The organism is Rhodococcus oryzae (assembly GCF_005049235.1).
GTDB lineage: Bacteria > Actinomycetota > Actinomycetes > Mycobacteriales > Mycobacteriaceae > Rhodococcus_G > Rhodococcus_G oryzae.
The window spans coordinates 325,463-350,336 of the sequence record NZ_SUMD01000005.1; the positions used below are offsets into that span (position 1 = coordinate 325,463).

At 69.3% G+C, this 24,874-nt stretch carries 27 protein-coding genes and 2 tRNA genes; 13 read left to right on the plus strand and 16 right to left on the minus strand.

Translation table 11 applies throughout. The annotated features are described in order from the left end of the window. Positions 1 to 186: 186 nt before the first annotated feature. From FCG67_RS13005 to FCG67_RS13020, 4 genes are all read right to left on the minus strand, one after another. Positions 187 to 849, minus strand: a complete 663-nt coding sequence (locus FCG67_RS13005) for an ATP-dependent Clp protease proteolytic subunit (RefSeq protein WP_027499880.1) — start codon at positions 847 to 849, stop codon at positions 187 to 189. A 46-nt stretch (positions 850 to 895) separates the two neighbouring features. Next, the gene (locus FCG67_RS13010) at positions 896 to 1,540 is read right to left on the minus strand and encodes an ATP-dependent Clp protease proteolytic subunit (protein WP_257017433.1); all 645 of its coding nucleotides are present in this window, start codon (positions 1,538 to 1,540) and stop codon (positions 896 to 898) included. Between the two features lie 91 nt (positions 1,541 to 1,631). After that, positions 1,632 to 2,987, minus strand: a complete 1,356-nt coding sequence (gene tig / locus FCG67_RS13015) for a trigger factor (RefSeq protein ID WP_077043770.1) — start codon at positions 2,985 to 2,987, stop codon at positions 1,632 to 1,634. A gap of 78 nt (positions 2,988 to 3,065) precedes the next feature. Continuing rightward, positions 3,066 to 3,142: transfer RNA gene (locus FCG67_RS13020), tRNA-Pro, on the minus strand. 200 nt (positions 3,143 to 3,342) lie between these two features. On the opposite strand from FCG67_RS13020, the gene FCG67_RS13025 reads away from it, so the two are divergent. Beyond that, positions 3,343 to 3,416 (plus strand) — tRNA-Gly (locus tag FCG67_RS13025). Between the two features lie 61 nt (positions 3,417 to 3,477). Here FCG67_RS13025 and dinB read toward each other — a convergent pair. The 3 genes from dinB to FCG67_RS13040 all read right to left on the minus strand — a co-directional run bounded on the left by dinB (position 3,478) and on the right by FCG67_RS13040 (position 6,237). Continuing rightward, positions 3,478 to 4,728: a DNA polymerase IV gene (gene dinB, locus FCG67_RS13030; protein WP_136910182.1), complete on the minus strand. Its 1,251-nt coding sequence runs from the start codon at positions 4,726 to 4,728 to the stop codon at positions 3,478 to 3,480. Positions 4,729 to 4,755: 27 nt separating this feature from the next. Continuing rightward, positions 4,756 to 5,316, minus strand: a complete 561-nt coding sequence (locus FCG67_RS13035; RefSeq protein WP_246045038.1) for a GNAT family N-acetyltransferase — start codon at positions 5,314 to 5,316, stop codon at positions 4,756 to 4,758. Positions 5,317 to 5,427: 111 nt separating this feature from the next. After that, positions 5,428 to 6,237 (minus strand): AraC family transcriptional regulator, encoded by an 810-nt coding sequence (locus FCG67_RS13040; protein ID WP_136910184.1) that lies wholly within the window; start codon positions 6,235 to 6,237, stop codon positions 5,428 to 5,430. An 83-nt stretch (positions 6,238 to 6,320) separates the two neighbouring features. Between FCG67_RS13040 and FCG67_RS13045 the strand changes: the two genes are divergently transcribed. Then, on the plus strand, positions 6,321 to 6,731 hold the full coding sequence (locus tag FCG67_RS13045) for an SRPBCC family protein (RefSeq protein ID WP_136910185.1): 411 nt from the start codon (positions 6,321 to 6,323) through the stop codon (positions 6,729 to 6,731). Positions 6,732 to 6,832: 101 nt separating this feature from the next. Further along, positions 6,833 to 7,675, plus strand: coding sequence for a DUF1542 domain-containing protein (locus FCG67_RS13050; RefSeq protein WP_136910307.1), 843 nt, complete (start codon positions 6,833 to 6,835; stop codon positions 7,673 to 7,675). Positions 7,676 to 7,747: 72 nt separating this feature from the next. On the opposite strand, the gene FCG67_RS13055 is transcribed toward FCG67_RS13050, so the two are convergent. Both FCG67_RS13055 and FCG67_RS13060 read right to left on the minus strand, forming a co-directional pair. Further along, positions 7,748 to 8,545, minus strand: coding sequence for an Fpg/Nei family DNA glycosylase (locus FCG67_RS13055; RefSeq protein ID WP_136910186.1), 798 nt, complete (start codon positions 8,543 to 8,545; stop codon positions 7,748 to 7,750). Then, a complete protein-coding gene (locus tag FCG67_RS13060) occupies positions 8,546 to 9,019 on the minus strand; it encodes a ribose-5-phosphate isomerase (RefSeq protein ID WP_136910187.1) in 474 nt (157 codons plus the stop codon). A 62-nt stretch (positions 9,020 to 9,081) separates the two neighbouring features. Here FCG67_RS13060 and FCG67_RS13065 point away from each other — a divergent pair, with 62 nt between their 5' ends. Then, on the plus strand, positions 9,082 to 9,954 hold the full coding sequence (locus FCG67_RS13065; RefSeq protein ID WP_425467826.1) for a M48 family metallopeptidase: 873 nt from the start codon (positions 9,082 to 9,084) through the stop codon (positions 9,952 to 9,954). Here the strand turns inward: FCG67_RS13065 and FCG67_RS13070 are convergent. Further along, positions 9,951 to 10,274 carry a hypothetical protein gene (locus FCG67_RS13070; protein ID WP_136910188.1) on the minus strand — a complete coding sequence of 108 codons (324 nt, stop codon included), beginning with the start codon at positions 10,272 to 10,274 and terminating at the stop codon, positions 9,951 to 9,953. The two genes, FCG67_RS13065 and FCG67_RS13070, sit on opposite strands and share 4 nt — an antisense overlap. Before the next feature lie 113 nt (positions 10,275 to 10,387). Between FCG67_RS13070 and FCG67_RS13075 the strand changes: the two genes are divergently transcribed. From FCG67_RS13075 to FCG67_RS13085, 3 genes are all read left to right on the plus strand, one after another. Beyond that, positions 10,388 to 11,026, plus strand: a complete 639-nt coding sequence (locus FCG67_RS13075) for a TetR/AcrR family transcriptional regulator (protein WP_136910189.1) — start codon at positions 10,388 to 10,390, stop codon at positions 11,024 to 11,026. A gap of 183 nt (positions 11,027 to 11,209) precedes the next feature. Then, positions 11,210 to 12,412: an LLM class flavin-dependent oxidoreductase gene (locus tag FCG67_RS13080; protein ID WP_246045039.1), complete on the plus strand. Its 1,203-nt coding sequence runs from the start codon at positions 11,210 to 11,212 to the stop codon at positions 12,410 to 12,412. Next, positions 12,409 to 13,470, plus strand: a complete 1,062-nt coding sequence (locus FCG67_RS13085) for an alcohol dehydrogenase catalytic domain-containing protein (protein WP_136910190.1) — start codon at positions 12,409 to 12,411, stop codon at positions 13,468 to 13,470. The genes FCG67_RS13080 and FCG67_RS13085 overlap by 4 nt, the downstream gene beginning before the upstream one ends. Positions 13,471 to 13,538: 68 nt before the next feature. On the opposite strand, the gene FCG67_RS13090 is transcribed toward FCG67_RS13085, so the two are convergent. Then, positions 13,539 to 14,150 carry a DsbA family oxidoreductase gene (locus tag FCG67_RS13090; protein WP_136910191.1) on the minus strand — a complete coding sequence of 204 codons (612 nt, stop codon included), beginning with the start codon at positions 14,148 to 14,150 and terminating at the stop codon, positions 13,539 to 13,541. Between the two features lie 213 nt (positions 14,151 to 14,363). On the opposite strand from FCG67_RS13090, the gene FCG67_RS13095 reads away from it, so the two are divergent. The 4 genes from FCG67_RS13095 (at position 14,364) to pepN (ending at position 20,004) form a co-directional block, all read left to right on the plus strand. Further along, the gene (locus FCG67_RS13095; protein WP_136910192.1) at positions 14,364 to 15,596 is read left to right on the plus strand and encodes an NAD(P)/FAD-dependent oxidoreductase; all 1,233 of its coding nucleotides are present in this window, start codon (positions 14,364 to 14,366) and stop codon (positions 15,594 to 15,596) included. Between the two features lie 105 nt (positions 15,597 to 15,701). Further along, positions 15,702 to 16,103: a YciI family protein gene (locus FCG67_RS13100; protein WP_136910193.1), complete on the plus strand. Its 402-nt coding sequence runs from the start codon at positions 15,702 to 15,704 to the stop codon at positions 16,101 to 16,103. Next, complete coding sequence (locus FCG67_RS13105; RefSeq protein WP_136910194.1) at positions 16,100 to 17,347, plus strand: RNA polymerase sigma factor; 1,248 nt, start codon at positions 16,100 to 16,102, stop codon at positions 17,345 to 17,347. The genes FCG67_RS13100 and FCG67_RS13105 overlap by 4 nt, the downstream gene beginning before the upstream one ends. A gap of 80 nt (positions 17,348 to 17,427) precedes the next feature. Further along, the gene (gene pepN, locus FCG67_RS13110) at positions 17,428 to 20,004 is read left to right on the plus strand and encodes an aminopeptidase N (protein ID WP_136910195.1); all 2,577 of its coding nucleotides are present in this window, start codon (positions 17,428 to 17,430) and stop codon (positions 20,002 to 20,004) included. A gap of 88 nt (positions 20,005 to 20,092) precedes the next feature. Here the strand turns inward: pepN and FCG67_RS13115 are convergent, their stop codons facing one another. The 3 genes from FCG67_RS13115 to FCG67_RS13125 form a co-directional block, all read right to left on the minus strand. Next, positions 20,093 to 20,563 carry a DUF5130 domain-containing protein gene (locus FCG67_RS13115; RefSeq protein WP_136910196.1) on the minus strand — a complete coding sequence of 157 codons (471 nt, stop codon included), beginning with the start codon at positions 20,561 to 20,563 and terminating at the stop codon, positions 20,093 to 20,095. After that, positions 20,550 to 20,807: an aa3-type cytochrome oxidase subunit CtaJ gene (gene ctaJ, locus FCG67_RS13120; RefSeq protein WP_097211443.1), complete on the minus strand. Its 258-nt coding sequence runs from the start codon at positions 20,805 to 20,807 to the stop codon at positions 20,550 to 20,552. The genes FCG67_RS13115 and ctaJ overlap by 14 nt, the downstream gene beginning before the upstream one ends. A 63-nt stretch (positions 20,808 to 20,870) precedes the next feature. Beyond that, complete coding sequence (locus tag FCG67_RS13125; protein ID WP_136910197.1) at positions 20,871 to 21,533, minus strand: HNH endonuclease; 663 nt, start codon at positions 21,531 to 21,533, stop codon at positions 20,871 to 20,873. Positions 21,534 to 21,686: 153 nt separating this feature from the next. On the opposite strand from FCG67_RS13125, the gene FCG67_RS13130 reads away from it, so the two are divergent. Beyond that, a complete protein-coding gene (locus tag FCG67_RS13130; protein WP_092667846.1) occupies positions 21,687 to 22,082 on the plus strand; it encodes a globin in 396 nt (131 codons plus the stop codon). 67 nt (positions 22,083 to 22,149) lie between these two features. Further along, positions 22,150 to 23,739, plus strand: a complete 1,590-nt coding sequence (locus FCG67_RS13135; protein ID WP_136910198.1) for a glycoside hydrolase family 13 protein — start codon at positions 22,150 to 22,152, stop codon at positions 23,737 to 23,739. Positions 23,740 to 23,745: 6 nt separating this feature from the next. Here the strand turns inward: FCG67_RS13135 and FCG67_RS13140 are convergent, their stop codons facing one another. Both FCG67_RS13140 and FCG67_RS13145 read right to left on the minus strand, forming a co-directional pair. Beyond that, on the minus strand, positions 23,746 to 24,432 hold the full coding sequence (locus tag FCG67_RS13140) for a DUF8185 domain-containing protein (protein ID WP_136910199.1): 687 nt from the start codon (positions 24,430 to 24,432) through the stop codon (positions 23,746 to 23,748). After that, a complete protein-coding gene (locus FCG67_RS13145; RefSeq protein WP_027499849.1) occupies positions 24,425 to 24,853 on the minus strand; it encodes an acyl-CoA thioesterase in 429 nt (142 codons plus the stop codon). Before FCG67_RS13145 ends, FCG67_RS13140 begins: the two co-directional genes overlap by 8 nt. Positions 24,854 to 24,874: the final 21 nt, after the last annotated feature.

The following is a 24,874-nucleotide window of genomic DNA, read 5'->3' on the forward strand; positions in this document are numbered from 1 at the left end:
GAGGTCGACCAGTTGCCGATGATTCGAATCGGCGCGCAGCCGAGGTGAATCTCCGACGACCGTGCCACCCCGATTCCGACCGGGGGTCCCAGCCTGACCGGTCGGCTCCCCGACACGCAACATCCGAACGAACGCGGCGTGTCGCGGAGCCCGACCGTCTTCTGTCGACCCGAAGGCCGACGACCACTACTTCTGGGCGGAGAGCTTCCGGTACTCCAGCACGTCGTCGATGATCCCGTACTCCTTGGCCTCCGCGGCCGTGAGGATCTTGTCGCGATCGGTGTCCTTGCGGATCACCTCGGCGTCCTTGCCGGTGTGCTTGCTCAGCGTCGACTCCATGAGCCGGCGCATCCGCTCGATCTCGGCGGCCTGGATCTCCAGGTCGGAGACCTGGCCCTGGATGCCGCCCGTGGACGGCTGGTGGATCAGCACGCGCGCGTTCGGCAGCGCCAGACGCTTGCCGGGGGTGCCCGCCGCGAGCAGCACCGCCGCCGCCGACGCCGCCTGCCCGAGGCACACGGTGGTGATGTCGGCCCGGACGTACTGCATGGTGTCGTAGATCGCCATCAGCGACGTGAACGAGCCACCGGGCGAGTTGATGTACATGGTGATGTCGCGATCGGGATCGAGCGACTCGAGCACCAGCAGCTGCGCCATCACGTCGTTCGCCGAGGCGTCGTCGACCTGCACGCCGAGGAAGATGATGCGCTCCTCGAACAGCTTGTTGTACGGGTTCGACTCCTTGACTCCGTAGCTGGAGTGCTCGATGAAGGAAGGCAGGATGTAGCGCGACTGAGCGCCGGCCGGTGCCTGGCCGCCGAGTGCACGGGGATCGAAGAGGTTGGTCATCAGTTCTCCAAGATGGTGTGGACGGGAGGTCGGAGGCGGTGGCGGGTCAGTTGCCCGCGCCGCCGGCCTGCCGTGCGCGGGAGACGACGTGGTCGACGAAGCCGTACTCGAGCGCCTCGGTCGCCGTGAACCAGCGGTCCCGGTCGGAGTCCGCGGTGATCTGCTCGACCGTCTGGCCCGTGTGCTCGGCGATGAGCTGAGCCATCTCACGCTTGGTGTGCGCGAACTGCTCGGCCATGATCGCGATGTCGGACGCGGTTCCGCCGATGCCTGCGGACGGCTGGTGCATCATGATCCGCGCGTGCGGCAGGGCGTAACGCTTGCCCTTGGTTCCCGCGGAGAGCAGGAACTGGCCCATCGAGGCGGCCAGACCCATACCGAACGTCGCGATGTCGCACTCGGCGAACTGCATGGTGTCGAAGATCGCCATGCCCGCGGTCACCGAGCCGCCGGGCGAGTTGATGTAGAGGGAGATGTCCCTGGTCGGATCCTCGGCCGAGAGCAACAGGATCTGCGCGCACAGCTTGTTCGCGATGTCGTCGTCGACCTGGGTACCGAGGAAGATGATGCGTTCCCGAAGCAGGCGCTCGAACACCGAGTCGCTGAGATTCAGACCAGAGGTGGCTGAAGTCATGGCGGGGCCCAACGAAGCCCCCGGGTTCTGTGAAGTCACGGTACCTGCCTTCTCCATAACTGAATTCGATGATTCTTGACACTGACACTAACGAACAGGGACGGCCCCGGAGTCCCGGTGCCGTCCCTGTTCGCTATTGGCGTGAAATCTAGCTCTCGTCCGCGGCCTCGGCCTCGTCCGACTCCGGGCTGCCGAACAGCTCCGCGGTGTCGACGGCCGCACCGGAGGTGTCCGTGACGGTCACCTGGTCGACGACGGTCGCGAGCGCCTTGCCGCGACGGACATCGGCGAACACGGCGCCGAGCTGACCGGCCTGCTGGACCTGCTGGATGAACTGATCCGGCGAGATGCCGTATCGCTGGGCCTGGAAGATGATCCGCTCGGTCAGCTCCTGCTGGCCGACCTCGGTGCCTGCCTCGTCCGCGATCGCGTCGAGCAGCAGCTGGGTCTTCACGGACTTCTCGGCAGCCTCGGTGGCGTCCTTGTCGAACTGCTCCCGACTGGTGCCCTGCGCCTCGAGGAGAGCGTTGAGCTGCTCCTCGTCGTGGTCGAGACCGTGCACGGCCTCGTGCAGCTGCGCGTCGACCTCGGCCTTGACCACGGTCTCGGGCAGCGGGACCTCGATGGTCTCGAGCAGCGTCTCGAGGACCTTGTCGCGGATCTGGCCGGCCTGCTCGACCTTGGCGACCCGGCCGACCCGCTCGCGCAGGTCGTCCTTGAGCGCGTCGAGGGTGTCGAACTCGCTCGCCAGCTGGGCGAACTCGTCGTCGGCCTCGGGCAGCTCGCGCTCCTTGACGGTGCCGACGGTGACCGTCACGACGGCCTCCTTGTCGGCGTGCTCACCGGCGACGAGCTTGGTGGTGAAGTCCTTCGACTCGCCGGCCTTGAGCCCGACGATCGCCTCGTCGAGACCCTCGATCAGCTGGCCCGAGCCGACCTCGTGGGACAGGCCGGACGCGGTCGCCTCCGGGACGGCCTCGCCGTCGATGGCGGCGGACAGGTCGATCGACACGAAGTCGCCGTCCTGGACCGCGCGCTCGACACCGGTGAGGGTGCCGAACCGCTGACGCAGCGACAGCAGCTGCTCGTCCACTGCCTCGTCGGTGATCTCGACGGGGTCGACGGTGACGGCGAGGGTGCTGTAGTCGGGCAGGTCGATCTCGGGGCGGACGTCCACCTCGGCGGTGAACGCGAGCAGCTCGCCGTCTTCGATCTTGGTGATGTCGATCTCCGGCTGGCCGATCGCCTTGACGCCTGCGGTGGTCACGGCCTCCGAGTAGCGCCCGGGAAGGGTGTCGTTGACGACCTGCTCGAGCACGGCGCCGCGGCCGACACGGGCCTCGAGGAGCTTGGCCGGGGCCTTGCCCGGACGGAAGCCGGGGAGACGGATCTGCTGCGCGAGGGCCTTGTACGCCTTGTCGAAATCGGGCTTGAGCTCCTCGAAGGGCACCTCAACGTTGATACGGACCCGCGTCGGGCTCAGCTGCTCGACGGTGCTCTTCACGGACATGCTCCTTCGTGTGGTCTTGCTCGTTGCGTCGCGGCCCTGATCTTCAGTTCCGCGCTGTTATGACGTTGTCCCTGGTCGGGGTGACAGGATTTGAACCTGCGACCCTCCGCTCCCAAAGCGGATGCGCTACCAAGCTGCGCTACACCCCGTTAGGTCCGCGACACGACGACCGCGCGGAAGATCCGCGTGGCTGCCGCCGTGGTGAATCCTACGGGTCACCCGTTCGTGAAATTCCCGGCCACCCGATTTGGCAGATCTCCGGCCACCCGATTGGCGAATCCTGAACTGGGTTGGGTACAGTCTCTCAACGCAGACGACATCGATGGCGATCCCAAGTTGTCGTGTGCACGGGGATGTAGCTTAGTGGTAAAGCCTCTGCCTTCCAAGCAGATGATGCGGGTTCGATTCCCGTCATCCCCTCCACGATGTACCAGCCCACCAGGCATTCGCCGGGTGGGTTTTTTCGTGCGCGAGGGCGGGTGCGCTAGTCGGGCAGGGTCGGCACCGTGACCCCCTGATCGCGGCCGAGCAGCACCGCCCTCGTGACGGCGGCCGAACCGAACCGGTCCCGCAGGCTGTCCAGGGTGGTGTCGAGTGAGCTGCTCGAGGGCTCACCGAACGGCAGCGTGAGTTGTTCCGCCCCGCCGTCCTCCAGGTTGGCGAGCGCCACCCCGACCAGGCTCAGGCCGCGATCGTGGATCGTCGGCATCGCCGCGGCCAGCAGGCCGCGCGCTTCGGCCAGGAGTACCGCGGTCTGCGAGGTGGCCTGCCCGAGGGTGTGCGAGCGGGTGACCCGGGTGAAATCGTCGAAACGCAGCCGCAGCACCACGGTCCGGCAGACCCGGTCCGCCGCCCGCAGCCGCTTCGCCACCCGATCGACCAGCGCGACGAGCGCCGCCTCGATGTCCTCTGGCGACTTCGGCCTCCGCCCCAGCGCGTGCTGCGCTCCGATCGACCGCCTGCGACGCCCGACCTGGACGCGACGCGGGTCACGTGCCCAGGCGAGCGCGTGCAGGTGCCTGCCCGCCGCTTGCCCCACCACCGACATCAGTTCGCGTTCGGGGATTTCCGCGATCTGCCCGACGGTGCCGATCCCGTAGTCACGCAGCTTGCGTGAGGTGACGGCGCCGACACCCCACAGTCGCTCGACCGGGAGCGGATGCAGGAACGCCAGCTCGCGGTCGGGCGGCACGAGCAGCAGCCCGTCCGGCTTGCCCACCGCGCTGGCCACCTTGGCCAGGAACTTGGTCCTCGCGACGCCGACCGTGATCGGCAGCCCGACCCGCTCGCGCACCTCCGCTCGGAGCCGGGCCGCGATCTCGACGGGGGTCCCGGAGACCCGCCGCAATCCCCCGACGTCGAGGAACGCCTCGTCGATCGACACACCCTCGACGAGTGGGGTGGTCTGCCGGAAGACCTCGAACACGGCACGGCTCGCCTCCGCGTACGCGGACATCCGCGGCCGGACGACCACCGCCTGCGGACACAGTCGCAGCGCCTGCGCCCCGCTGCCCGCCGTGCGGACCCCGTAGGCCTTGGCCTCGTAGCTCGCAGCGAGGACGACTCCGCCGCCGACGATGACGGGCAGGCCCCGCAGCGACGGGTCGTCTCGCTGCTCGACCGAGGCGTAGAAGGCATCGAGATCGGCATGCAGGATCGTGGCCTCGGCCCGGGCAGGCTCGGAGCCCGGACCGGCGGGCGAGGGCGGAGACGCTACACGATCGGACACGAACATATGTTCGCATCGGGCACCGACAGTCCGCTACCCCCGCGGACCCCGAAACATTCGCCACACCTCGGGTCCATCGTCGATCGTGATGTGCCCGGCGATCGAGAACCCATGACGCTCGTACAGAGGCAGGTTTCGGCGGGTCGCCGTATCCAGCCACACTGCGTGACCCGCGCGGTCCATCTCCGCGAGCCCGGCGGCGAGCAGATCGCCGCCCAGCCCACGCCCCTGCGCGCCACGGGCCACCCCGATCGTTGCCAGAAGCCAAGCGTCATCCCAGGAGCCCATCGCCGACATCTGCTCCTCCGCGTCCATCATTCGTACGAACCGGTCCCCATGCAGCTCGGCAATGGACGCGAGAACCGATTCGTCCGGAGGCGACACGTCGGGGGGAATGAAAGCGACCACGCCGTTCCGGTCGGCGTCGATATACGCGAGGCCATGCGGCACGGCCATGTGTTCGAGGTACAACCGTTGAAGCTCGGCCACCCGCTGCTCGTGCGAATCGGCTTGGACGCACCACGTCGTCCAGGGATAGTCGGCGAACGCCTCCCCGAGAACGGACGCTGCGCGGTCCAGATCGTCTGCGACCAACGGCCGAATCGAGAGTTCCATACCGCACTTCATCACGATCCACAGTCCCGACGAAAGTGATTATTCAGACATGGACCCGATGCGACGGGGCGACGCTCGGCGAGCGTTTCGTCAGGCCGACAGCAGCGCCCGCACCGCACCCGGGGTCCGGCCCAGGTGGGCGCGCATCGTCCTGGTCAGGTGGGCCTGGTCGGCGAACCCGAGGTCCGCGGCGAGCCCGGCGAGATCCCGCTCCCCGGCCTCGAGCCGAGCCAGCGCCCGGCCAACCCGGACCCGGTTGCGATACCGGGTGACGGAGACACCGGTGACCGCGGCGAAGTGACGACTCAGCAGGAACGGCGACACCTCAAGCGCGCCCGCCAGCGGGATCAGCCCGTCGGACCACGGGGCATCATCGAGGATCGCCTCCCTGGCCGCCGCGACCAATGTCCGGCCGCGCGGGCTGGACCGGATCCGCGCCGGTCCAGCGGTGTCCACCACGCGCTGAACCACCTCCCCGACGAGCCCCACCAGTTCCTCGGCGACCGCGAACCCGACGTCGCCGCTCCCCGCCGCCAGGAGCAGCCGCCGATGCCACAGCTCCACCCGGGCGTCGACGTAGAGATCCGCGGCGGGCCGCGCCTCTGGATCGCCCGCGATCGTGTGCCACAGCTCGGCGCCGATGTCGATCGAGGTGCAGAGGTCACCGCCGACGGGATGCGCGAACCGCTCTTCTTGGCCCGGTCGGCCGAGATAGGCGGTGGTCCGGTCCAGCACCGATTCGGCTCCGTCGGCTCGTCGCAGGAACCGTCCTGCCCGCACGAGCACCAGCCGGTGATCGTCGTGGCACTCCGGATCCGACCACGCAGCATGCTCGCCGGCACAGGTGACCGCCCAGGCACTGAACTGGGGCGACTCCGCGATCCGCGCCGCCGATTGCATGAGGAAAACGCTACGCGCGGCCCCCGACACGGAACCGCAAAAATGTTCAAGACGATCGGACCGGCGGAGAGCACTGTCGGGGCATGGCATACATACGCACCGAAACACTCGTCGACACCACCCCCGAGCGCGCATGGGATGCGCTTCGCGACTGGGGCGCGCTGCACGAGCGCCTGGCCGCCGGGTTCGTCACGAACACCACCATCGACGGGGGCGACCGGATCGTCACGTTCGGCGATGGCTCGGTCGTCCGCGAACGGCTGGTCGCGCTGGACGAGGCGGCCCGCCGACTGTCGTGGTCGATCGTCGGCGGACCCTACGAGCATCACAACGGGTCGGCCCAGGTGTTCGCCGAGAGCGATGGCCGCACCCGATTCGTCTGGATCGCGGACGTGCTGCCGGATGCACTGGCAGACCGCACCACGGCCATGATGGAGCTCGGTACCAGCGCAATTCGCCGAACCCTCGAGGGCGACCGGGTGCGCGGCGGGTAGCCGACGGGCTCGGGGGCGGCAGTTCCGCGGACGGCGGTCACCTCCGGATCGCCGGTAGGCTGGTGGGACTCGTCCGATTTGTCCCCATGGGAAGGCCCCCAGTGGAACTCCTCCTGATCCTCGCCGTCATCGGTGTCGTCGTGTTCCTGGTCATGAAAAGCCAGAAGCGCTCCGTCGGCCACACCGCCACCCAACTCGAGGACGCCAAGGCGGACGCGCGCCAGGCGATCGAGCGACTCGGCGGCCAGGTCTACAACCTGACCGGCACCGACATGGCCTCGAAGCAGGCCCTCGCCGACGCGTCCGAGCGCCACATCGCGGCCGGCTCGCAGATCGACCAGGCCAACAGCCCGGCACAGGCCCGCCTCGCGAAGCAGACTGCGCTGGAAGGCCTTTACTACATCCGTGCCGCACGAACGGCGATGGGGATGGACCCCGGCCCCGAGGTTCCGAGCATCGACGGCCAGCGCGCCGCGGGCGAGGTGACCGAGAACCGGGACATCGAGTTCGAGGGCCGTCAGGTCTCGGCTTCCCCGAACCCGTCCCCGCGCACCCCGAACTACTACCCGGGCGGTCGCGTCGCGGGTCGGCCCGTACCGGCCGGCTGGTACTCCGAGCCCTGGTGGAAGCCGGCGCTCGTCGCGGGCGCATGGGGCGTGGGCTCGATGTTCCTGTTCTCCGCGATGTTCGGCGGCATGGCCGGTGTGCCCTATGACGCGCAGGCCTTCGAGAGTGGCGCGGGCGACGGCAGCGACGCGGGCGGTGGCGATGCGGGCGGTGGCGATGCGGGCGGCGACGCAGGTGGCGAGGGTGGCGACGCAGGCGCCGACGCCGGCGGCGACACGGGCGGCGGCGACTTCGGTGGCGACGCCGGTGGCGGCGACTGGGGCGGTGGCGATTTCGGCGGCGGCGACTTCGGTGGCGGCGACTTCGGCGGCTTCTAGAACTGCTCTACGAAACTTCGGCAGGATTTCACCCGCTTTCCGGGCGAAATCCTGCCGAACTCGTATTGCGGCTCAGACCGCTTGGCAGGTCGGGCACCAGAACAGGTTGCGCGCCTTCATGACCGAGTGAGCGATCGGCGTGCCGCACACGCGGCACGCCGATCCCGTTCGGCGGTACACGTAGGTACGCGGCCGATCCTTGGCGTACGCCGGCTCGCCGTTGTCGTGCTCGGGGCGCACCACGTGCATCTTCCCCCGCCGGACGCCGACCTTCATCAGCGAGACGAGGTCGGTCCACATGGCATCCCATTCGGCCGCGCCCAGCCGCGCACCCGGGCGGTTCGGGTTGATCCCGTGCCGGAACAGCAGCTCGGCCCGATAGACATTGCCGACCCCGGCGATCACCTGCTGATCCATCAGCAGTGCGCCGATCGCGTTCTGCGACTTGGAGATCCGGCGCCACGCCCGCGCTGGGTCAGCGTCGGGACGCAACGGGTCGGGGCCCAGCCGGTCCTCCAGCGCGCGCAGTTGGGGCTCGTCGTAGATCTCGCAGGCGGTCGGCCCGCGCAGGTCGGTGCCGATCTCGGCCCCGACCATCCGCATGCGGACCTGGCCAACCGGCGTGCCCATCGGCAGCGGGAGATCGGTGAACTTGCCGTACAGCCCGAGGTGCACGTGCACGATCAGGCCAGACTCGTAGTGGTGCAGCAGGTGCTTGCCCCACGCCTCGGCCCGGACCAGGACCCGGCCGTCGACGCTCGCCGCGCCGGACTCGAACCTGCCCTGCGGGCTGGACACACGAACGGGAGCACCGGCGAAGTGTCGCTGGTGCTCCCGTGCGAGGCGGTGGAGAGTGTGACCCTCGGGCACTCAGGCCTCGGGCAGGGCCGGCGGCACGCCGGTGCGCTCGTACTCCGACAGGATGTCGATGCGCCGCTGGTGCCGCGCCTCGCCCGACCACGGGGTCTCGAGGAACGCGTCGACGATGGCCAGGGCCTCCTCGAGCGAGTGCATCCGGCCGCCGATGCCGATCAGCTGAGCCTTGTTGTGCTGGCGCGCGAGCTGGGCGGTCTCCACGCTCCAGGCCAGGGCGCAGCGGGCGCCGGGCACCTTGTTCGCGGCGATCTGCTCGCCGTTGCCGCTGCCGCCGAGCACGATGCCCAGGCTGCCCTCGTCCTCGACCACGCGACGCGCGGCCTCGACGCAGAACGCCGGGTAGTCGTCCACGGCGTCGTACACGTGGGCACCGCAGTCCACGGCCTCGTGGCCGTTCGCGGTGAGATGGTCCTTGATCTGGTTCTTGAGTTCGAAGCCTGCGTGGTCGGCACCTAGGTATACGCGCATGTGTCGATTCTGACAGGTCGGCGCGGCGAGCCCGGACCCGACCACGAATAGGGTTTGTCCACATGGAGCAGTTCCCACCCACGATCACGCATCACTCGCCCGTCCACCCGGCACCCGGATTCGCGCCGCCGCGGATGCTCCCGCCGCGAGGGCTCTCCCCGTGGGGAATGCCGATCCGGCACCACTTCGAGATCCCGCTGCTGGTCCTGTCGATCGCGACCACCGTGGTGGCCTACCTGGTGTCGATCGCACTGATCGCCTCGGGCGCGCTGGAGCCGTGGGTCGTCATCGTGCTGCTCGCACCGATCCTGCTGTTCTTCGCCCGCGGCCAGATGTACGCCGCGCAGCGCGTCAACGGCGTGAAGATGACGCCGACCCAGTTCCCCGACGGCTACCGGATGCTGGTGGAGGCGGCCGCGCGGTTCGGGATGCCACAGGTCCCCGACGGCTATGTCGTCCTCGGCAACGGTCAGATCAACGCGTTCGCGTCCGGTCACGGCTTCCGGCGGTACGTGGTGGTCTACAGCGACCTGTTCGAGATCGGCGGCCAGGCCCGCAATCCCGATGCGCTGGCGTTCATCATCGGGCACGAGGTCGGGCACATCGCGGCGGGCCACACCTCCTACTGGCGCCAGCTCGGCATGTTCGCCTCCAACTACATCCCGGTGATCGGGTCCTCGCTCTCACGCGCGCAGGAGTACACCGCCGACAACCACGGGCTCTGCAACCGCCCGCACGGGGCACCGGGGGCGATCGGCGTGCTCGCCGCAGGCAAGTACCTGATGAGCCTGGTCGGTTTCGACGAGATGGCGGACCGGGCCCGTACCGAGCGCGGGTTCTTCCCCTGGTTGGTGAACATCCTGTCCGGCCATCCGGTGCTGACCTGGCGCGCCGCCGCCCTGCGGGACCGCTCGCGCCACGGCCGGGTGTTCTAGCCGGAGACCTGCTCGCAGTGCGCTCGGACCCTGCGGTGGTCCGGATCCACCCAGCCCTTGGACTCCGCGTAATCGATCATCGCCACGAACCGGGGCAGCCAGCCCTCGCCTCGCAGGGGATGGCTGCGCACAGCCCCCTCGAGGGCGCCGATGTCGAGCCAGACGTGGTCGCCGTCGACGGTGCCCCACGCGCCCAACGCGGCGGCGGCCCGATCCCGGTCGCTTTCGCCCAGCACGGTGACCGCCAGACTCGTGAACTCGTCGACCCCCGTCAGTTCCACCGTCGCCTCGGCCTCGCGAAGGTCCACCTCGAGCTGCATCTCGTACCCGCTTCTTCCCAGGACCGACCACATAATTGGATCAGTTGATTGAATCGTTTGGCCTATTTGATGCCATGACCCCACCCATGTCAAGGGTGTGCGAAACTCTCGACATGTCCACCCCGAACCAGAACCGTCAGGGCAACGCCACCCGAATGCGCCTGGTGAAGGCGGCCGAGAAACTCTTCGCCACCCAGGGCGTGGACGCCGTGTCGATCCGGGCCGTCAACGCGGCCGCCGGGCTCGGGCCCGCCTCGGTGCACTACCACTTCGGGTCGAAGGACGACCTGCTGGCGGCGGTCCTCCTCGATCTCGGCGGCGCGGTCCGCGACCAGATCCGGATCAACGTGGACCGACTGGCCGCATCGCCCGTCCCGCCGACCGCGGACGCCCTGGTTCGAGCTGTCACCGAGCCCTATCTCGAACTCGTACTGCGACAACGTGTCCGGGGCATGCGGTGGGTCAAGATCATCGCGCAGATCTCCCAGGAGGGTCACCCGGCCCTCGAGGCCGCGGGCCAGCACGTCGACGAGAGCCTGCTCGATCAGGTCCGCCGCGCGTATCCACACTCCGACCCGGACCGCCTTCCGCTCCGCTGGGCGATCTCGGTGATGGGGTTCCTCCAGGCACTGGGCCGCGCCGACGAGTGGAGCCACGGCGCGGGCCGCCTCTCCCCCGAGGACCTGACGAGCTTCTACGAGGACCTCGTCGTCTTCGTCGTCGGCGGCGCCGACCGACTGCTCGGCTCCTGAGCCACCCGCCGGGAACCGGAATTCCGCACCTCCGCGCGGGTGTCCACTCAGCGGGAGATTTCTGGATCAGTTGATCCAGTTCGGTGATACAACTGCGGACAGGCGGATGTGATGCCGCTCACCATGAATGGCCGGCCGTCCTCGACGCCTCCCCCGGGAGGCCGGCACCCACCTGTCAAGGAGATGACGCTCGTGTGGACCACCGATTCGATCAACTTCGGCGCCTTCCTCGCGCCGTACCACCCGCTGAACGCCGATCCCGCGCTGCAGCTGCGGCGCGACATCGACCTCATGGAGCACCTCGATCACCTCGGATTCGACGAGGCGTGGATGGGTGAACACCACTCCACCGGCGCCGAGATCGTGCCCGCCCCTGACTTGTTCATCGCGGCGGCCGCGGAGCGGACCGAACGGATCCGGTTCGGCACCGGGGTCACCTCGCTGCCGTACCACCACCCACTAATCACCGCGGACCGGATCACGCAGCTCGACCTGCAGACCCGCGGCCGGCTGATCTTCGGCACCGGCCCCGGCAAGATCCCGCTCGACGCGCACATGATGGGGATCAATCCCTCGGACCAGCGCCGGATGCAGGGCGAGGCCCTCGAGGCGGTGCTGGCGCTGCTGCGCGGCGAGGTCGTGAACATGGAGACCGACTGGTTCACCCTGCGCGATGCCCGCGCGCAGCTGCCCACCTACAACCCGGCGGGCATCGAGGTCGCGACCGCCTCGACGATGTCCCCCAACGGATCGGTGCTCGCGGGGACCCACGGCCTCTCGCTGCTCTCGCTCGCCGCCAGCTCCCCCAGCGGCTTCGACGTCCTCGACCGCAACTGGGGCGTCTACGAGAAGGTCTGCGCCGAGAACGGGCACGTCGCCGACCGGTCCACCTGGCGGCTGGTCAACCCGATGTTCCTCGCCGAGACGCGGGCCGACGCGGAGCGCGCGGTGAGCCGCCGGATCGACTCGATGGCCGCCTACGTCAACCGGCAGACCGGGCAGAACCCGGACTGGGCACAGACCCCCAAGGGGATCATCGACCAGTGGCGCAATGACACCCTCGGCGAGTTCGGTCAGGCCATCATCGGCACCCCGGACGAGGCGATCGCCCAGATCGAGCGGCTGATCGAGAAGACCGGCGGGTTCGGCACCATGCTGATCCTGCACGTCGACATGGCGAACTGGGAGGACACCAAGCGCAGCTACGACCTGTTCGCCTCCGAGGTGATCCCGCATTTCAAGAACCGCAATGCCGGCCGCGAGGCCAGCCTCCAGTTCGCCGAGGACAACCGCGACTACCTGCTCGACGGCCTGATCGGCGCGATCACCAAGGCGCACACCGACTACTACGGCCAGCCCGCCGAGACCGCAGGAGCACAGGCATGAAGGCAGCACAGTTCAGCGACGGCGCGTTCACGGTCGCCGAGGTCCCGGATGCACCCGCGCTCGCACCCGCTCAGCTCCGCATCGACGTCACGGCCTGCGGCATCTGCGGCAGCGATCTGAGCATGTCGAAGGACCCCTGCCGGTTCGTGCACGTCGCCGAGAACGCGGGTTACCCGCTGGCCACCTTCGACACCGACCGGCCCGTCGTCCTCGGCCACGAGTACGCGGGCATCGTGTCCGAGGTCGGTTCGGCCGTCACCGATTTCGCCGTCGGCGACCGGGTGGCGGGCATCGGGCTGGCGACCGACACCACGACCGGTATCCCGAAGATCATCGGATTCTCCAACGAGTACCACGGCGCCTTCGGCGAGCACATCGTCGTCGACGCATTCTGGGTCCGGCACGTCCCCGAGGGGCTCTCGCTCGAGCACGCCACGCTGGCCGAACCGTTGCACGTCGGCGAGATGCACATGCAGCAGTCCGGCCTCACCCCCGCCGACTCGGCGCTGGTGATCGGTTGCGGCACCATCGGACTCGGCGCCATCGTCGCGGCCAAGGCCCGCGGGGCGCAGCTGGTGATCGCGTCCGAGCCGTCGCCGAAGCGGCGCGAGCTCGCCGCGAAGATGGGCGCCGACATCGTCGTCGACCCGAACGAGCAGGACCCCATCGAGCTGTGGAACCAGATGGTCGCGGAGGGCAACACCCTCGTGGGCCAGGCGGGCGCGGGCATCCTCATCGCGTACGAGTGCAGCGGCCGGGCCGGGATCCTGGGCACCCTGATGCACACGATGCCGTTCAACTCGCGGATCCAGGTGCTGGCGGCGCCGTTCGGCGACGAGACGATCATTCCGGTGGTCGGACAGTTCCGCCGGATCGCGATCAACTTCGGCCACGGCCCGTACGAGAACGCCTACGACATCACCCTGCAGCGGCTGGCCGACGGCGAGATCGACGCCGAGGCCATCATCACCGGCCGGGTCGGGCTCGAGGGTGTCGCGGACGCGTTCACCGCACTCCGCGACCCCGACGCGCACGTGAAGATCCTGGTGCTGCCCTAGGCGGCTCCGCCGCCCGTGCGCGGTTGACGAGTGCAGAGACTCGTCAACCGCGCACGGGCGCGTAGCGCCTACTCGAAGGAGGGGTCCTCGGTCCTGGTGCGCTTGAGCTCGAAGAAGTGCGGGTACGACGCCAGCGCGACGGTGCCGTCCCAGACCCGGCCGGCATCCTCGCCGCGCGGGATGCGCGAGAGCACCGGACCGAAGAAGGCGACGCCGTTCACGTGGATGGTCGGGGTGCCGACATCGGGACCGACGGCATCCATCCCGGCCTTGTGGCTGCGACGCAGGTCCTCGTCGTGCACATCAGTGTCGGCGGCCGAGGCCAGGTCGGCGGGCAGGCCCACCTCGGCCAGCGCCTCCGCGATCACGACCGGGAAATCCTTGTTGTTCTGATCGTGGATCCGGGTCCCCATCGCGGTGTACAGCGGCAGCAGCACCTCGTCGCCGTGTTCCTTGGCCGCGGCGATCGCGACCCGGACCGGACCCCACGCCTTCTCCATCATCGCCTGGTATTCCTCGGGCAGATCGCGCCCCTCGTTCAGGACCGCAAGGCTCATGACGTGGAAATTCGCCTCGATGTCACGGACCTTCTCGACCTCGAGGATCCAGCGCGAGGTGATCCAGCACCACGGGCAGAGCGGGTCGAACCAAAAATCGGCGGTATCCCTGGTTTCACTCACGGGCTGCTCCCCTGTCTTCTCGTCGCGGCTGTCGGCGCGCTCGTCTGGTGGGGACCCGTCACCGACGGGTCCATTCGTAGGCAACCATCGATCGGACCGAATGCTTCCCGGCCGAGAAGCCCCCTACCGGATGACGGTCGGCAGTAGGGTCGACAGCAGCGCCATCAGGACCGTTTTCGTCACAATGCAGTGTCTCGAACGGAGTGTGAGGACATGTCACCGAACCGTACGTTCGTGATCGTCGGCGGCGGGCTCGCCGGAGCGAAGACCGCGGAAGCCCTGCGCGAGAAGGATTTCGACGGCTCGATCGTCCTGCTCAGCGCGGAGGACCACCTCCCCTACGAGCGGCCACCACTGTCCAAGGAACACGTGGCGGGCAAGAAGGCCCTCGCCGACTTCACCGTGCATCACGGCGACTGGTATCGCGACCACCACGTCGACCTGCGGCTCGGCACCACCGCCACCGCCCTCGACCGCGACGCCCACGAGGTACGACTGCCGGACGGCTCGACGCTCGGCTACGACAAGCTCGCGCTGGCAACCGGTTCGCGCTCGCGGCGACCGCCGATCCCGGGTTCCGACGCCGCGGGCGTGCACTATCTGCGCACCATCGAGGAGTCCGACGGCCTGATCGGTGCGCTGGCTGCGGATTCTCGCCTGGTCGTGATCGGCGCCGGGTGGATCGGGCTCGAGGTCGCCGCGCAGGCCCGCGAGCGCGGTGTCGTCGTCACGGTCGTCGAGGCCGCGACGCTGCCGCTGCTCGGGTCCCTCGGCCCCGAGATGGGCACGGTCTTCGCGGAACTGCACCGCGAGCACGGCGTCGACATGCATTTCGAGGCCACCGTGGAGGAGATCACCGCCGACGCCGGGCGGGTCACCGGGGTCCGCCTCGCGACCGGCGACGTGCTGCCCGCCGACGCGGTGCTGGTCGCGGTCGGGGCGCAACCGAACGTCGAACTCGCCGAGGAGGCCGGGCTCGCGGTGGACGGCGGGGTGCTCGTGGACGCGGGCATGACCACGAGCGACCCCGACATCGTCGCGGTCGGCGACATCGCGGCGCAGCAGCACCCGGTGCTGGGCACCAGGATTCGCGTCGAGCACTGGGCGAACGCCCTCAACCAACCCGCCGTCGCCGCGGCGACGATGCTCGGCAGGCCCGCCGCGTACGACAACCTGCCCTACTTCTTCACCGATCAGTACGACCTGGGCATGGAGTACGTCGGATACGCACCGACAGGCGGGTACGACAGCCTCGTCGTGCGGGGCGACGTGACCCGGCGCGAGTTCGTCGCATTCTGGCTGGGCCGGGACAACAGGGTGCTGGCAGGCATGAACGTCAACGTCTGGGACGTGACCGACGCCGTCAAGAAGCTGATCACCGCGGGCGAACCGGTCGACCCGGCCCGCCTGGCCGATGAGTCGACACCACTCGGCCAGATCATGTGATCTGAATCACATCCATCCCGCGCATAAGTGTGTCGGGAGGGCCCGCCCGGCTCCGTCCTACCCATGAGAGCGCCACGCGGGCGCACCCGACCGAAGGAGCCGACAATGAAGTACATGCTGATCAAGACCTACAGCGAGGCCGCGTACTGCGATTCCCCGATCCACGAGTGGGAGCCGAAGGACATCGAGGCGCACATCGACTTCCAGCGCACGCTCGGCGAGCAACTGGCCGCATCCGGCGAACTGGTCGAGGCGCAGGGGCTGGCCGGGCCGGACCAGGCGCGCATCGTCAGCTCCGACGGCCGCTCCGCGCCGGTGGTGACCGACGGGCCGTTCCCGGAGACCAAGGAATTCCTGGCCGGGTACTGGATCGTCGACGTGGACAGCGCCGAGAGGGCGGTGGAGATCGCCGCGCAGGCCTCGGCGGCCCCCGGACCCCGCGGAAAGCCGATCGGTGAGTACATCGAGGTGCGCGCGATCATGAGCGCCCCGCCCGCCGATCAGTGACCTTCCCACCCTCCGAAGACACCGAGGACCTGCTGCGCGAACTCCGGCCGCAGGTCCTCGGTGCCCTCGTCCGACGGTTCGGCGACTTCGCCGCCGCCGAGGACGCGCTCCAGGAGGCGCTCGTCGCCGCCGCCGCGCACTGGCCCAGCGACGGTCTGCCCGACAATCCACGCGGCTGGCTCATCCAGGTCGCCCACCGTCGCATGACCGACGCCATCCGCGCCGACGCGGCCCGACGGAACCGTGAGACCGTCGCCGCCCTGCGGGAGCCGAACCGGCCTGCCGACATCGCCACGCCCGATCGGGACGACACGCTCACCCTGTTCTTCCTCTGCTGCCATCCGGCGTTGTCGCCCGCGAGTGCGATCGCACTGACGCTGCGCTCGGTCGGCGGGCTCACCACCGCCGAGATCGCGCGAGCCTTCCTGCTGCCGGAAGCGACCATGACGCAGCGGATCACCCGCGCCAAGAAGCGGGTGGCCGCCCTTGATCGGCCCTTCGCGGTGCCGGAGTCCGGGCAGTGGCACGAACGCCTCGGCGCGGTGCTGCACGTGCTGTACCTGATCTTCACCGAGGGCCACGCCAGCACGTCCGGCCGGCAGGTGCGTCGCGCGGACCTCTCGGCGGAGGCGATCCGGCTGACGCGGGCGATCCACCGCCTGCTGCCCGACGATCCCGAGGTCACCGGACTGCTCGCGCTGATGCTGCTCACCGACGCGCACCGCGCCGCGCGCACCGGACCGCGCGGGGAACTGGTCCCGCTCGCCGAGCAGGATCGCAGGCTGTGGGATCGCGAGGCGATCGCCGAGGGCGTCCGGCTGACCACGGCGGCGATCGGGCACGGGCTGACCGGCCCCTATCGGATCCAGGCCGCGATCGCCGTGCTGCACGCCCAGGCTGCGAGCACCGAGGACACCGACTGGGTCCGCATCCTCTCGCTCTATCGTCTGCTCGAACGCATCGCCCCGAACCCGCTGGTCACCCTGAACCTCGGGGTCGCAACCGCCATGGCGCACGGTCCGTCCGCGGGCCTGGACCTGATCGCCGCCCACCAGGACCAGCTGTCGGGCACCCATCGGCTGGCCGCCGTCCGAGCCCACCTGTACGAGATGGCAGGCGATACGCCCAGCGCCGTCGCCGACTACACCGTCGCCGCGAACACCACCCCCAGCGTCGCCGAACGGGACTACCTCATCCTGCGCGCGGCCCGCCTGCGCGGCGAAGTCGGGACTGACCGGTCGTGAGCGTGCGCATCTCGTGATGGGATGGACTGAGAGGTCAAGCCTCGACACACATCCGTCCCCGATCACGAGGAGCGTCCGACGTGGCCCCACCGAACCTGACCCGCGAGCAGGCAGCACAGCGGTCCGCGCTGTTGAGCGTCGACAACTACCGCATCGAGCTGGACCTGACCGACGGTGACGGCAAGCCCGGCGAGCACACCTTCTCCTCCCGCACCACGGTCACCTTCGGCGCGGCGGCGGGCGGCGACACCTACATCGACCTGATCGCGACCGCGGTCCGCAGCGCCACCCTCAACGGCGCTGCCCTCGACGTCACCGGGTACGACGAGTCCACCGGCATCGCGCTGACCGGCCTGGCCGAACGCAACGAGCTGATCATCGAGGCGGACTGCGAGTACTCGCACACCGGCGAGGGCCTGCACCGCTTCGTCGATCCCGCCGACGGGTCGGTCTATCTCTACTCTCAGTTCGAAACCGCCGACGCCAAGCGGATGTTCGCCTGCTTCGACCAGCCCGACCTCAAGGCCACCTTCGACGTCACCGTGACCGCGCCGACCGACTGGCAGGTCATCTCGAACTCGGCCGTGGTCGAAACCCTCGCCGCCACACCGGGACTGCATCAGTTCCGCACCACCCCGAAGATGAGCACCTACCTCGTCGCCCTGATCGCCGGGCCGTACGCGCGGTGGACCGACAGCTACACCGACGAGCACGGCGACATCCCGCTCGGCATCTACTGCCGCGCCTCGCTCGCCGAGCACATGGACGCCGAGCGGCTGTTCACCGAGACGAAGCAGGGCTTCGGTTTCTATCACCGCAACTTCGAGGTGCCGTACGCCTTCGGCAAGTACGACCAGCTGTTCGTCCCCGAGTTCAACGCGGGCGCAATGGAGAACGCGGGCGCGGTGACCTTCCTCGAGGACTACGTGTTCCGCTCCAAGGTGACCCGGGCGTCCTACGAGCGCCGCGCGGAGACGGTGCTGCACGAGATGGCGCACATGTGGTTCGGCGACCTCGTCACCATGACGTGGTGGGATGACCTGTGGCTCAACGAGTCCTTCGCGACGTTCGCGTCGGTGCTGTGCCAGTCCGAGGCCACCGAGTACGTCAACGCCTGGACCACTTTCGCCAACGCCGAGAAGTCCTGGGCGTACAGGCAGGATCAGCTGCCCTCAACCCACCCCATCGCCGCCGACATCCCGGACCTCGCCGCGGTCGAGGTGAACTTCGACGGGATCACCTACGCCAAGGGCGCGAGCGTGCTCAAGCAGCTCGTCGCGTATGTCGGGCTCGATCCGTTCCTGGCCGGCCTGCGCGCGTACTTCAAGGAGCACGCGTTCGGCAACGCCACCTTCGACGACCTGCTCGCCGCGCTGGAGCACTCCTCCGGCCGGGACCTGTCCGACTGGGGCACGCAGTGGCTCAAGACCACCGGGCTGAACATCCTGCGGCCGGAGTTCACGGTCGCCGAGGACGGCACCTTCTCGTCCTTCGCCGTGCTGCAGGGCCGCGCGGAGCCGGGCGCGGGCGAGTACCGCGTGCACCGCCTCGCCGTCGGCATCTACGACGAGGTGGACGGCAAGCTGGTGCGCACCGAGCGCATCGAGCTCGATGTCGACGGACCGCGGACCGAGGTGCCGGAGCTGGTCGGGGTCGCCCGCGGCAAGTTCGTGCTCGTCAACGATGACGACCTCACCTACTGCTCGGTGCGGCTCGACCCGGATTCGCTGGCCGTCTTGATCGAGCGCATCGGCGACATCGCCGAACCGCTGCCGAGGACGCTGGCGTGGTCGGCGGCCTGGGAGATGACGCGGCAGGCCGAGCTCAAGGCCAGGGACTTCGTCGAACTGGTGCAGCGCGGCGTCGGCGCGGAGACCGAGGTCGGGGTGGCGTCGCGGTTGCTGATGCAGGCGCACGCCGCGCTCGGCAGCTACGCCGAGCCCGGCTGGGCGAACGACACCGGCTGGCCCGGCTTCGCGAACCGGCTGCTCGAGCTGGCCAGGGAGGCCGAGCCGGGTTCCGATCACCAGCTGGCCTTCCTCAACTCGCTGACCTCGGCGCGCCTGCAGCCCTGGCACACCGAGGTGCTGCAGGAGCTGCTCGACGCCGATCCGGCGACCGTCGGGCTGCCGGGGCTGGTGGTCGACACCGACCTGCGCTGGCGGTTGGTGCAGGCGCTGGCGGTTGCGGGCGAGGTCGATGCGGACGGCCCCGAGTCACCGTTCATCGACGCCGAGGCGCAGCGGGATCCGACCGCGGCCGGTGTCCGGCAGGCGGCGGTCGCACGGGCGGCCCGGCCGCAGGTGGCGGTCAAGGAGCAGGCCTGGGCCACGGTCGTCGGCGACGACTCCGTCCCGAACATCACCGCCCGCGCGATCATCGGCGGCTTCGCGGCGCCGGGTCAGGGCGAGCTGCTCCAGCCGTACGTGACCCGGTACTTCGCCGACATCGCGGATGTCTGGGCGCGCCGCTCCAGCGAGGTGGCGCAGACCGTGGTCGTCGGGCTGTACCCGGCCTGGTCGATCACCGAGGCCTCGGTCGCGGCGGCCGACGACTTCCTGGCCGGTGACCATCCGCCCGCGCTCCGCAGGCTGGTGGTCGAGGGTAAGGCCGGGATCGTGCGCGCGCTGCGGGCCCGCGCCTTCGACGCCGGCTGACCACCCCCGGAAACGACTGAAGGTGCCCCTCACGCGGAGAACCGCGTGGGGGGCACCTTCAGTTGAAGCGGAGTGTGCCGGGGTGTGACTAGCGCACCGCGATGGCCGCGCTCATCACGCGGATCGCGCTGACCAGGCCGTCGATCAGGTCGGCCTCCCCGAAGGAGGACACAGCGGCGGTCACGCCGAGCTGCACGACCCGGTCGGTGACCCGATCGGCGACCTTCCGCCCGGAGCGGATCTCGATGGCGCGCTGGTTGGGCGAGACCGCGATCAGCACCGAACGGTCGGCCTCGGGGGTCTTCGGGAACAGCGCGTCGGCGCCCGCCGCGGTGTCCTCGCCGAGATCACCGATGTACGCGTTGAAGCGCACCTTGGTGGACCTCGTGGCGTCGGTCATCGCATCGTCGAGGGCCACCAGCTCGTCCACGCTGAACGGCAGATCGTCGTACGGATCGCCGACGCGGTGCACGTTCGAGACGCGACCGCTCGCGGTCACCACCGAGCCCACCGGGAGCTCGGACTCGATCACCGCCGGGAAACTGCTACCACCTGCCACTTGCCGAACCTCCGATCAGATCTGCGGATCCGGACTCGATGGCCGCGTGCCCGCCGTGGTGACCGACCGTCACCTCGTCGACCGCGGACCACAGCACCGGCTTGTGGGTCCATTCCTCGTCCAGCGAGTAGTGCGCGGGGGTGGTGCCTGCCACCGGCTTGGCCAGGTAGCACAGCCCCGCGATGATCGCCGTGATGAGCGCAGGAATCCCTACGAAGATCAGCGATGTCTCAAGAATGCTCACGTCCCAAACCGTAGCCCAGTGCGCCACAAATTGTGCCGTCGGGGCCACCTCGAGATCGGACGTTTACGCAGCGCCCTCGCCGAGGTAGCGCAACCACACCGGGTCGAGCTCCTTGGTGCTCGCCAGCAGCCGCCAGTGCTGCCCCTTCGGCGGCACAAGGGCGGCCCGCAACGTCCAGCCGAGCTCGCTGAGCAGCTTGTCGGCCTTGCGGTGGTTGCAGGGCGCGCAGCAGGCAACGCAGTTCTCCCAGGAGTGACCGCCGCCCCGACTGCGCGGGATCACGTGATCCACGGTCTCGGCCTTGTCGCCGCAGTACGCGCACCGGAAGCGGTCCCTGTGCATCAGCGCGGCCCTGGTCATCGGGATCCGGGCCCGATAGGGCACCCGCACGTAGTTGCGCAGTCGGATCACGGAGGGAACCTGCACCGACCAGCCGGCGGAATGGATGACCTGCCCGTCCGGGTCCTCGTGGACGGCGCTGGCCTTCTCGCACACCAGCAGGACGACGGCCCGGCGGACGGGGAGCGCGGTGAGCGGCTCGTAGGTGGCGTTGAGAAGCAGCACCCGGCGCTTCACCCAGGAAGGAACCGCGTCGTCCTCACCTGGGGTCGAGGGTCTCAGACCCTCGTCTATCACTTGCAGCGGAGAAGCCCCCGATCCCCGCGGCAGGCGGGCATCAGTGGGCTGGAGTTGTCGGTGCGCTCGGGCGCTGTGCGAGTTCTTCATGCGACCTCCGGGAAGATTGCTCCCAAGTTGACCACGGATGGCCTGCGCGCGCACGTCCATTTGGTACAAAGATGCAGGACTTTCGGTGAACAACCGATGACAACACGAGCGCGTCGACGTCACGGCGCGAGTACGGGCACAATGGACGCCGACATGACTGATGCCGAAGTGAGCTTCTATGAAGCGGTGGGCGGAGCCGAGACGTTCCGCAAACTGACCGCGCGGTTCTACGAGGAAGTGGCGAAGGACGAGATCGTCCGGCCCCTCTACCCGGAGGAGGACCTCGGACCGGCCGAACGCCGGATGCGGATGTTCCTCGAGCAGTACTGGGGCGGCCCGCGAACCTACTCCGACGAGCGCGGACACCCCCGGCTCCGGCTACGGCACCAGCCGTTCCGGATCGGTCCGCTCGAGCGCGACGCGTGGCTGCGGTGCATGCACATCGCGATCGCGTCGATCGACGAGGCCACCCTCGACGAGCCGCACCGCCGCGCCCTCATCGACTACATGGACATGGCCGCCGCCTCGATGGTGAACTCGCCCGTCTGATCGGTTCGAACCGGCGACAACCCGCCGAAGTCGTGCTGCCCGGCCGGGTTTGGCACTATGGGTCCCTGTGACCACTGACGAGACCGTGCCGGAGACAACAGATCCCTGGTGGACGAACGCGGTCTTCTATCAGATCTATCCGCGTTCCTTCTCCGACTCCAACGGCGACGGCGTCGGCGACCTGGGCGGCGTCCGCGACCGGCTCGGGTATCTCGAACTGCTCGGCGTCGACGCGATCTGGCTGAGCCCGGTGATGCGCTCGCCGATGGCCGACCACGGCTACGACGTCTCCGATCCGCGCGACATCGATCCGCTGTTCGGCGACCTCGAGGTGATGGACGCGCTGATCGCGCAGGCGCACGCGCGGCGGATCCGGGTCACCATGGACCTGGTGCCGAACCACACCAGCGTGGAGCACCCATGGTTCGCGGCCGCGCTCGCGGCCGGGCCGGGCAGCCCCGAGCGCGCCCGCTACCACTTCCGCGACGGCCTGGGCGAGGACGGCGCCGAGCCGCCCAACAACTGGCCGAGCATCTTCGGTGGGCCCGCATGGACCCGGGTCACCGAACCGGACGGCTCCCCCGGCCAGTGGTACCTGCACATCTTCGCGCCCGAGCAGCCGGACCTGAACTGGGACAACCAGGAGGTCGCCGACGACCTCGCGGCCACGCTGCGGTTCTGGCTGGACCGCGGCGTCGACGGTTTCCGGATCGATGTCGCGCACGGCATGGCCAAGCCGGAGGGCCTGCCGGACTACGACTGGGAATCCAACCGGCTCCTGAGCAACGACGACAACGACCCGAGGTTCAACAACCCCGGCGTGCACGAGATCCACCGCGGCCTGCGCAAGGTGATGAACGAATATCCCGACACGGTGGCCGTCGGCGAGATCTGGGTGCGCGACAACGAGCGCTTCGGCGAGTACATCCGGCCCGACGAACTGCACCTGGGCTTCAACTTCCGCCTCGCCGAGGCCGAGTTCGGCGCGGACAGCCTGCGCGAGGCCATCGAGAACTCGCTCGGCGCGGTGGCCGCGGTCGGCGGCACCCCCACCTGGACGCTGTCGAACCACGACGTCGAGCGCGAGGTCACCCGCTACGGCGGCGGCGAGATCGGCCTGGCCAGGGCCCGCGCCATGGCTGTCGTCGAGTTCGCGCTGCCAGGGGCGGTCTTCATCTACAACGGCGCGGAGCTCGGGCTGCCGAACGTCGACCTCCCGGACGAGGCGCTGCAGGATCCGGTGTGGGAGCGGTCGGGGCACACCGAACGCGGACGCGACGGTTGCCGGGTCCCCGTGCCGTGGGAGGGCGCGGCACCACCGTTCGGCTTCAGCTCGGCGGAGACGTCGTGGCTGCCGATGCCTCCGGAATGGGCCGATCGCACCGTGGAGGCGCAGATCGAGGATGTGACGTCCACGCTGTCGCTGTACCGGTCCGCACTCGAGCTGCGGGCCCTGCGACCGGAGTTCTCCGGCGACGAGATCGATTGGTACGGAAGCCCGTCCGGCTGCCTGGCCTTCCGCCGACGCGGCGGGTTGGTCTGCGCGCTGAACGCCACGGATGCGCCCATCCCGCTGCCGCCGGGGGAACTGCTGCTCGCCAGCGCCCCGCTGGTGAACGGGGAGCTGCCCCCGAACGCGGCGGCCTGGCTGGTCTGACGGGCGTCAGCGGCGAACGGTCAGCCCGATCTCGCCGCCTCGCCTGCTGAACACGGTGCCGAAGCGTGCGTCCAGGCGCAGCCAGGTCTTGGTCGCGCGCACCCGCACCATCTCGGCCGCGTCGATGCGCTCGAGATCGACGGCCGCGGTCATCGGATCCGAGCTGACCTGCGGGATGAATCCCATTGCGGCCAGCGCGAACACCGTGCGCATGGACACCCCGACGACCTCGCCCGCACCCTCGACGCTGAGCACCTCCTGCGCGAGCAACGAGGAAGGCGGGCCGTGGCTGCTGCCGTGCTCCTTGGCCAGCGCCGCGCCCTGCTGAGCCAGGTCGATCAGTACCCGGGCCGGAACGTCGTCGATGTGCGCGAAGCCGGCCTCCGGCGGCAGGGCGCCCCGCCAGGCCGAATCCATCGAGAAGCCGGGGTCGATGTCGGCGCCCGCGGCCGCGGTCACGCCGCGCAGCAGTCCGTCACCCGCGGCGGAGGTGTCGTCCGGGCTGATCCGCCCGGAGACGACCCGCGCGGCGAGCGCGTCGAAACCCGTCGGGGCGAAGGCCACCAGCCGACCCTCGTCCCGCTGCCGCATCCGGACGATCACCGCCTCGTCCAACCGGATCGCCTTGGTGAGGAAGGTCGCGAGGTTCTCCCGTTCGCCCGCGTCCGGAATGGTCAGGACCCGCTCATGCACGCTTCCACTGCTCCAGGTACTCGCGCTCGGGTGCGGTCAGCCTGCGCAGCCGCTGGGTGTCGATGTCGAAGGCGGCGATCTGCGTGGAGGCCACGATCGACGGCGCCGAGTCCGGCGCGGCGCCGCCCGCCCGCACCTCGTACCCGATGGTGAAGTCCACGGCGCGGACCGACTCGATCCACATGAGCACATCCAGGGGGCCGTCGTCGTGCCGCAGCTGGCCGCGGTAGCGCACGTGCAGGTCGGCGATCACCGCACCGTCCCGGAGGGTGACCGTCGGCCTGCCGTCCTCGAACAGCCACGGGATGCGCGCCTCCTCGAGGAGGGTCACCATCCTGGCGTGGTTGATGTGCTGGAAGACGTCCATATCCGACCAGCGCACGCCGACCTTCGTGTGGAAGCCGACCGCAGCCGCGGTCACCGACCCTGACGTTTCGACGCT

Excerpts from the sequence above, each read along its gene's own strand:
- FCG67_RS13040 (WP_136910184.1), bottom strand. The coding sequence starts at position 6,237 with ATGCAATCGGCGGCGCGGATCGCGGAGTCGCCCCAGTTCAGTGCCTGG.
- FCG67_RS13045 (WP_136910185.1), top strand. The coding sequence starts at position 6,321 with ATGGCATACATACGCACCGAAACACTCGTCGACACCACCCCCGAGCGC.
- FCG67_RS13100 (WP_136910193.1), top strand. The coding sequence starts at position 15,702 with ATGAAGTACATGCTGATCAAGACCTACAGCGAGGCCGCGTACTGCGAT.
- dinB (WP_136910182.1), bottom strand. The coding sequence starts at position 4,728 with ATGTTCGTGTCCGATCGTGTAGCGTCTCCGCCCTCGCCCGCCGGTCCG.
- FCG67_RS13075 (WP_136910189.1), top strand. The coding sequence starts at position 10,388 with ATGTCCACCCCGAACCAGAACCGTCAGGGCAACGCCACCCGAATGCGC.
- FCG67_RS13085 (WP_136910190.1), top strand. The coding sequence starts at position 12,409 with ATGAAGGCAGCACAGTTCAGCGACGGCGCGTTCACGGTCGCCGAGGTC.
- FCG67_RS13070 (WP_136910188.1), bottom strand. The coding sequence starts at position 10,274 with ATGCAGCTCGAGGTGGACCTTCGCGAGGCCGAGGCGACGGTGGAACTG.
- FCG67_RS13010 (WP_257017433.1), bottom strand. The coding sequence starts at position 1,540 with ATGGAGAAGGCAGGTACCGTGACTTCACAGAACCCGGGGGCTTCGTTG.
- FCG67_RS13060 (WP_136910187.1), bottom strand. The coding sequence starts at position 9,019 with ATGCGCGTATACCTAGGTGCCGACCACGCAGGCTTCGAACTCAAGAAC.
- FCG67_RS13065 (WP_425467826.1), top strand. The coding sequence starts at position 9,082 with ATGGAGCAGTTCCCACCCACGATCACGCATCACTCGCCCGTCCACCCG.
- FCG67_RS13080 (WP_246045039.1), top strand. The coding sequence starts at position 11,210 with ATGACGCTCGTGTGGACCACCGATTCGATCAACTTCGGCGCCTTCCTC.
- FCG67_RS13125 (WP_136910197.1), bottom strand. The coding sequence starts at position 21,533 with ATGAAGAACTCGCACAGCGCCCGAGCGCACCGACAACTCCAGCCCACT.
- FCG67_RS13005 (WP_027499880.1), bottom strand. The coding sequence starts at position 849 with ATGACCAACCTCTTCGATCCCCGTGCACTCGGCGGCCAGGCACCGGCC.
- FCG67_RS13130 (WP_092667846.1), top strand. The coding sequence starts at position 21,687 with ATGACTGATGCCGAAGTGAGCTTCTATGAAGCGGTGGGCGGAGCCGAG.
- FCG67_RS13095 (WP_136910192.1), top strand. The coding sequence starts at position 14,364 with ATGTCACCGAACCGTACGTTCGTGATCGTCGGCGGCGGGCTCGCCGGA.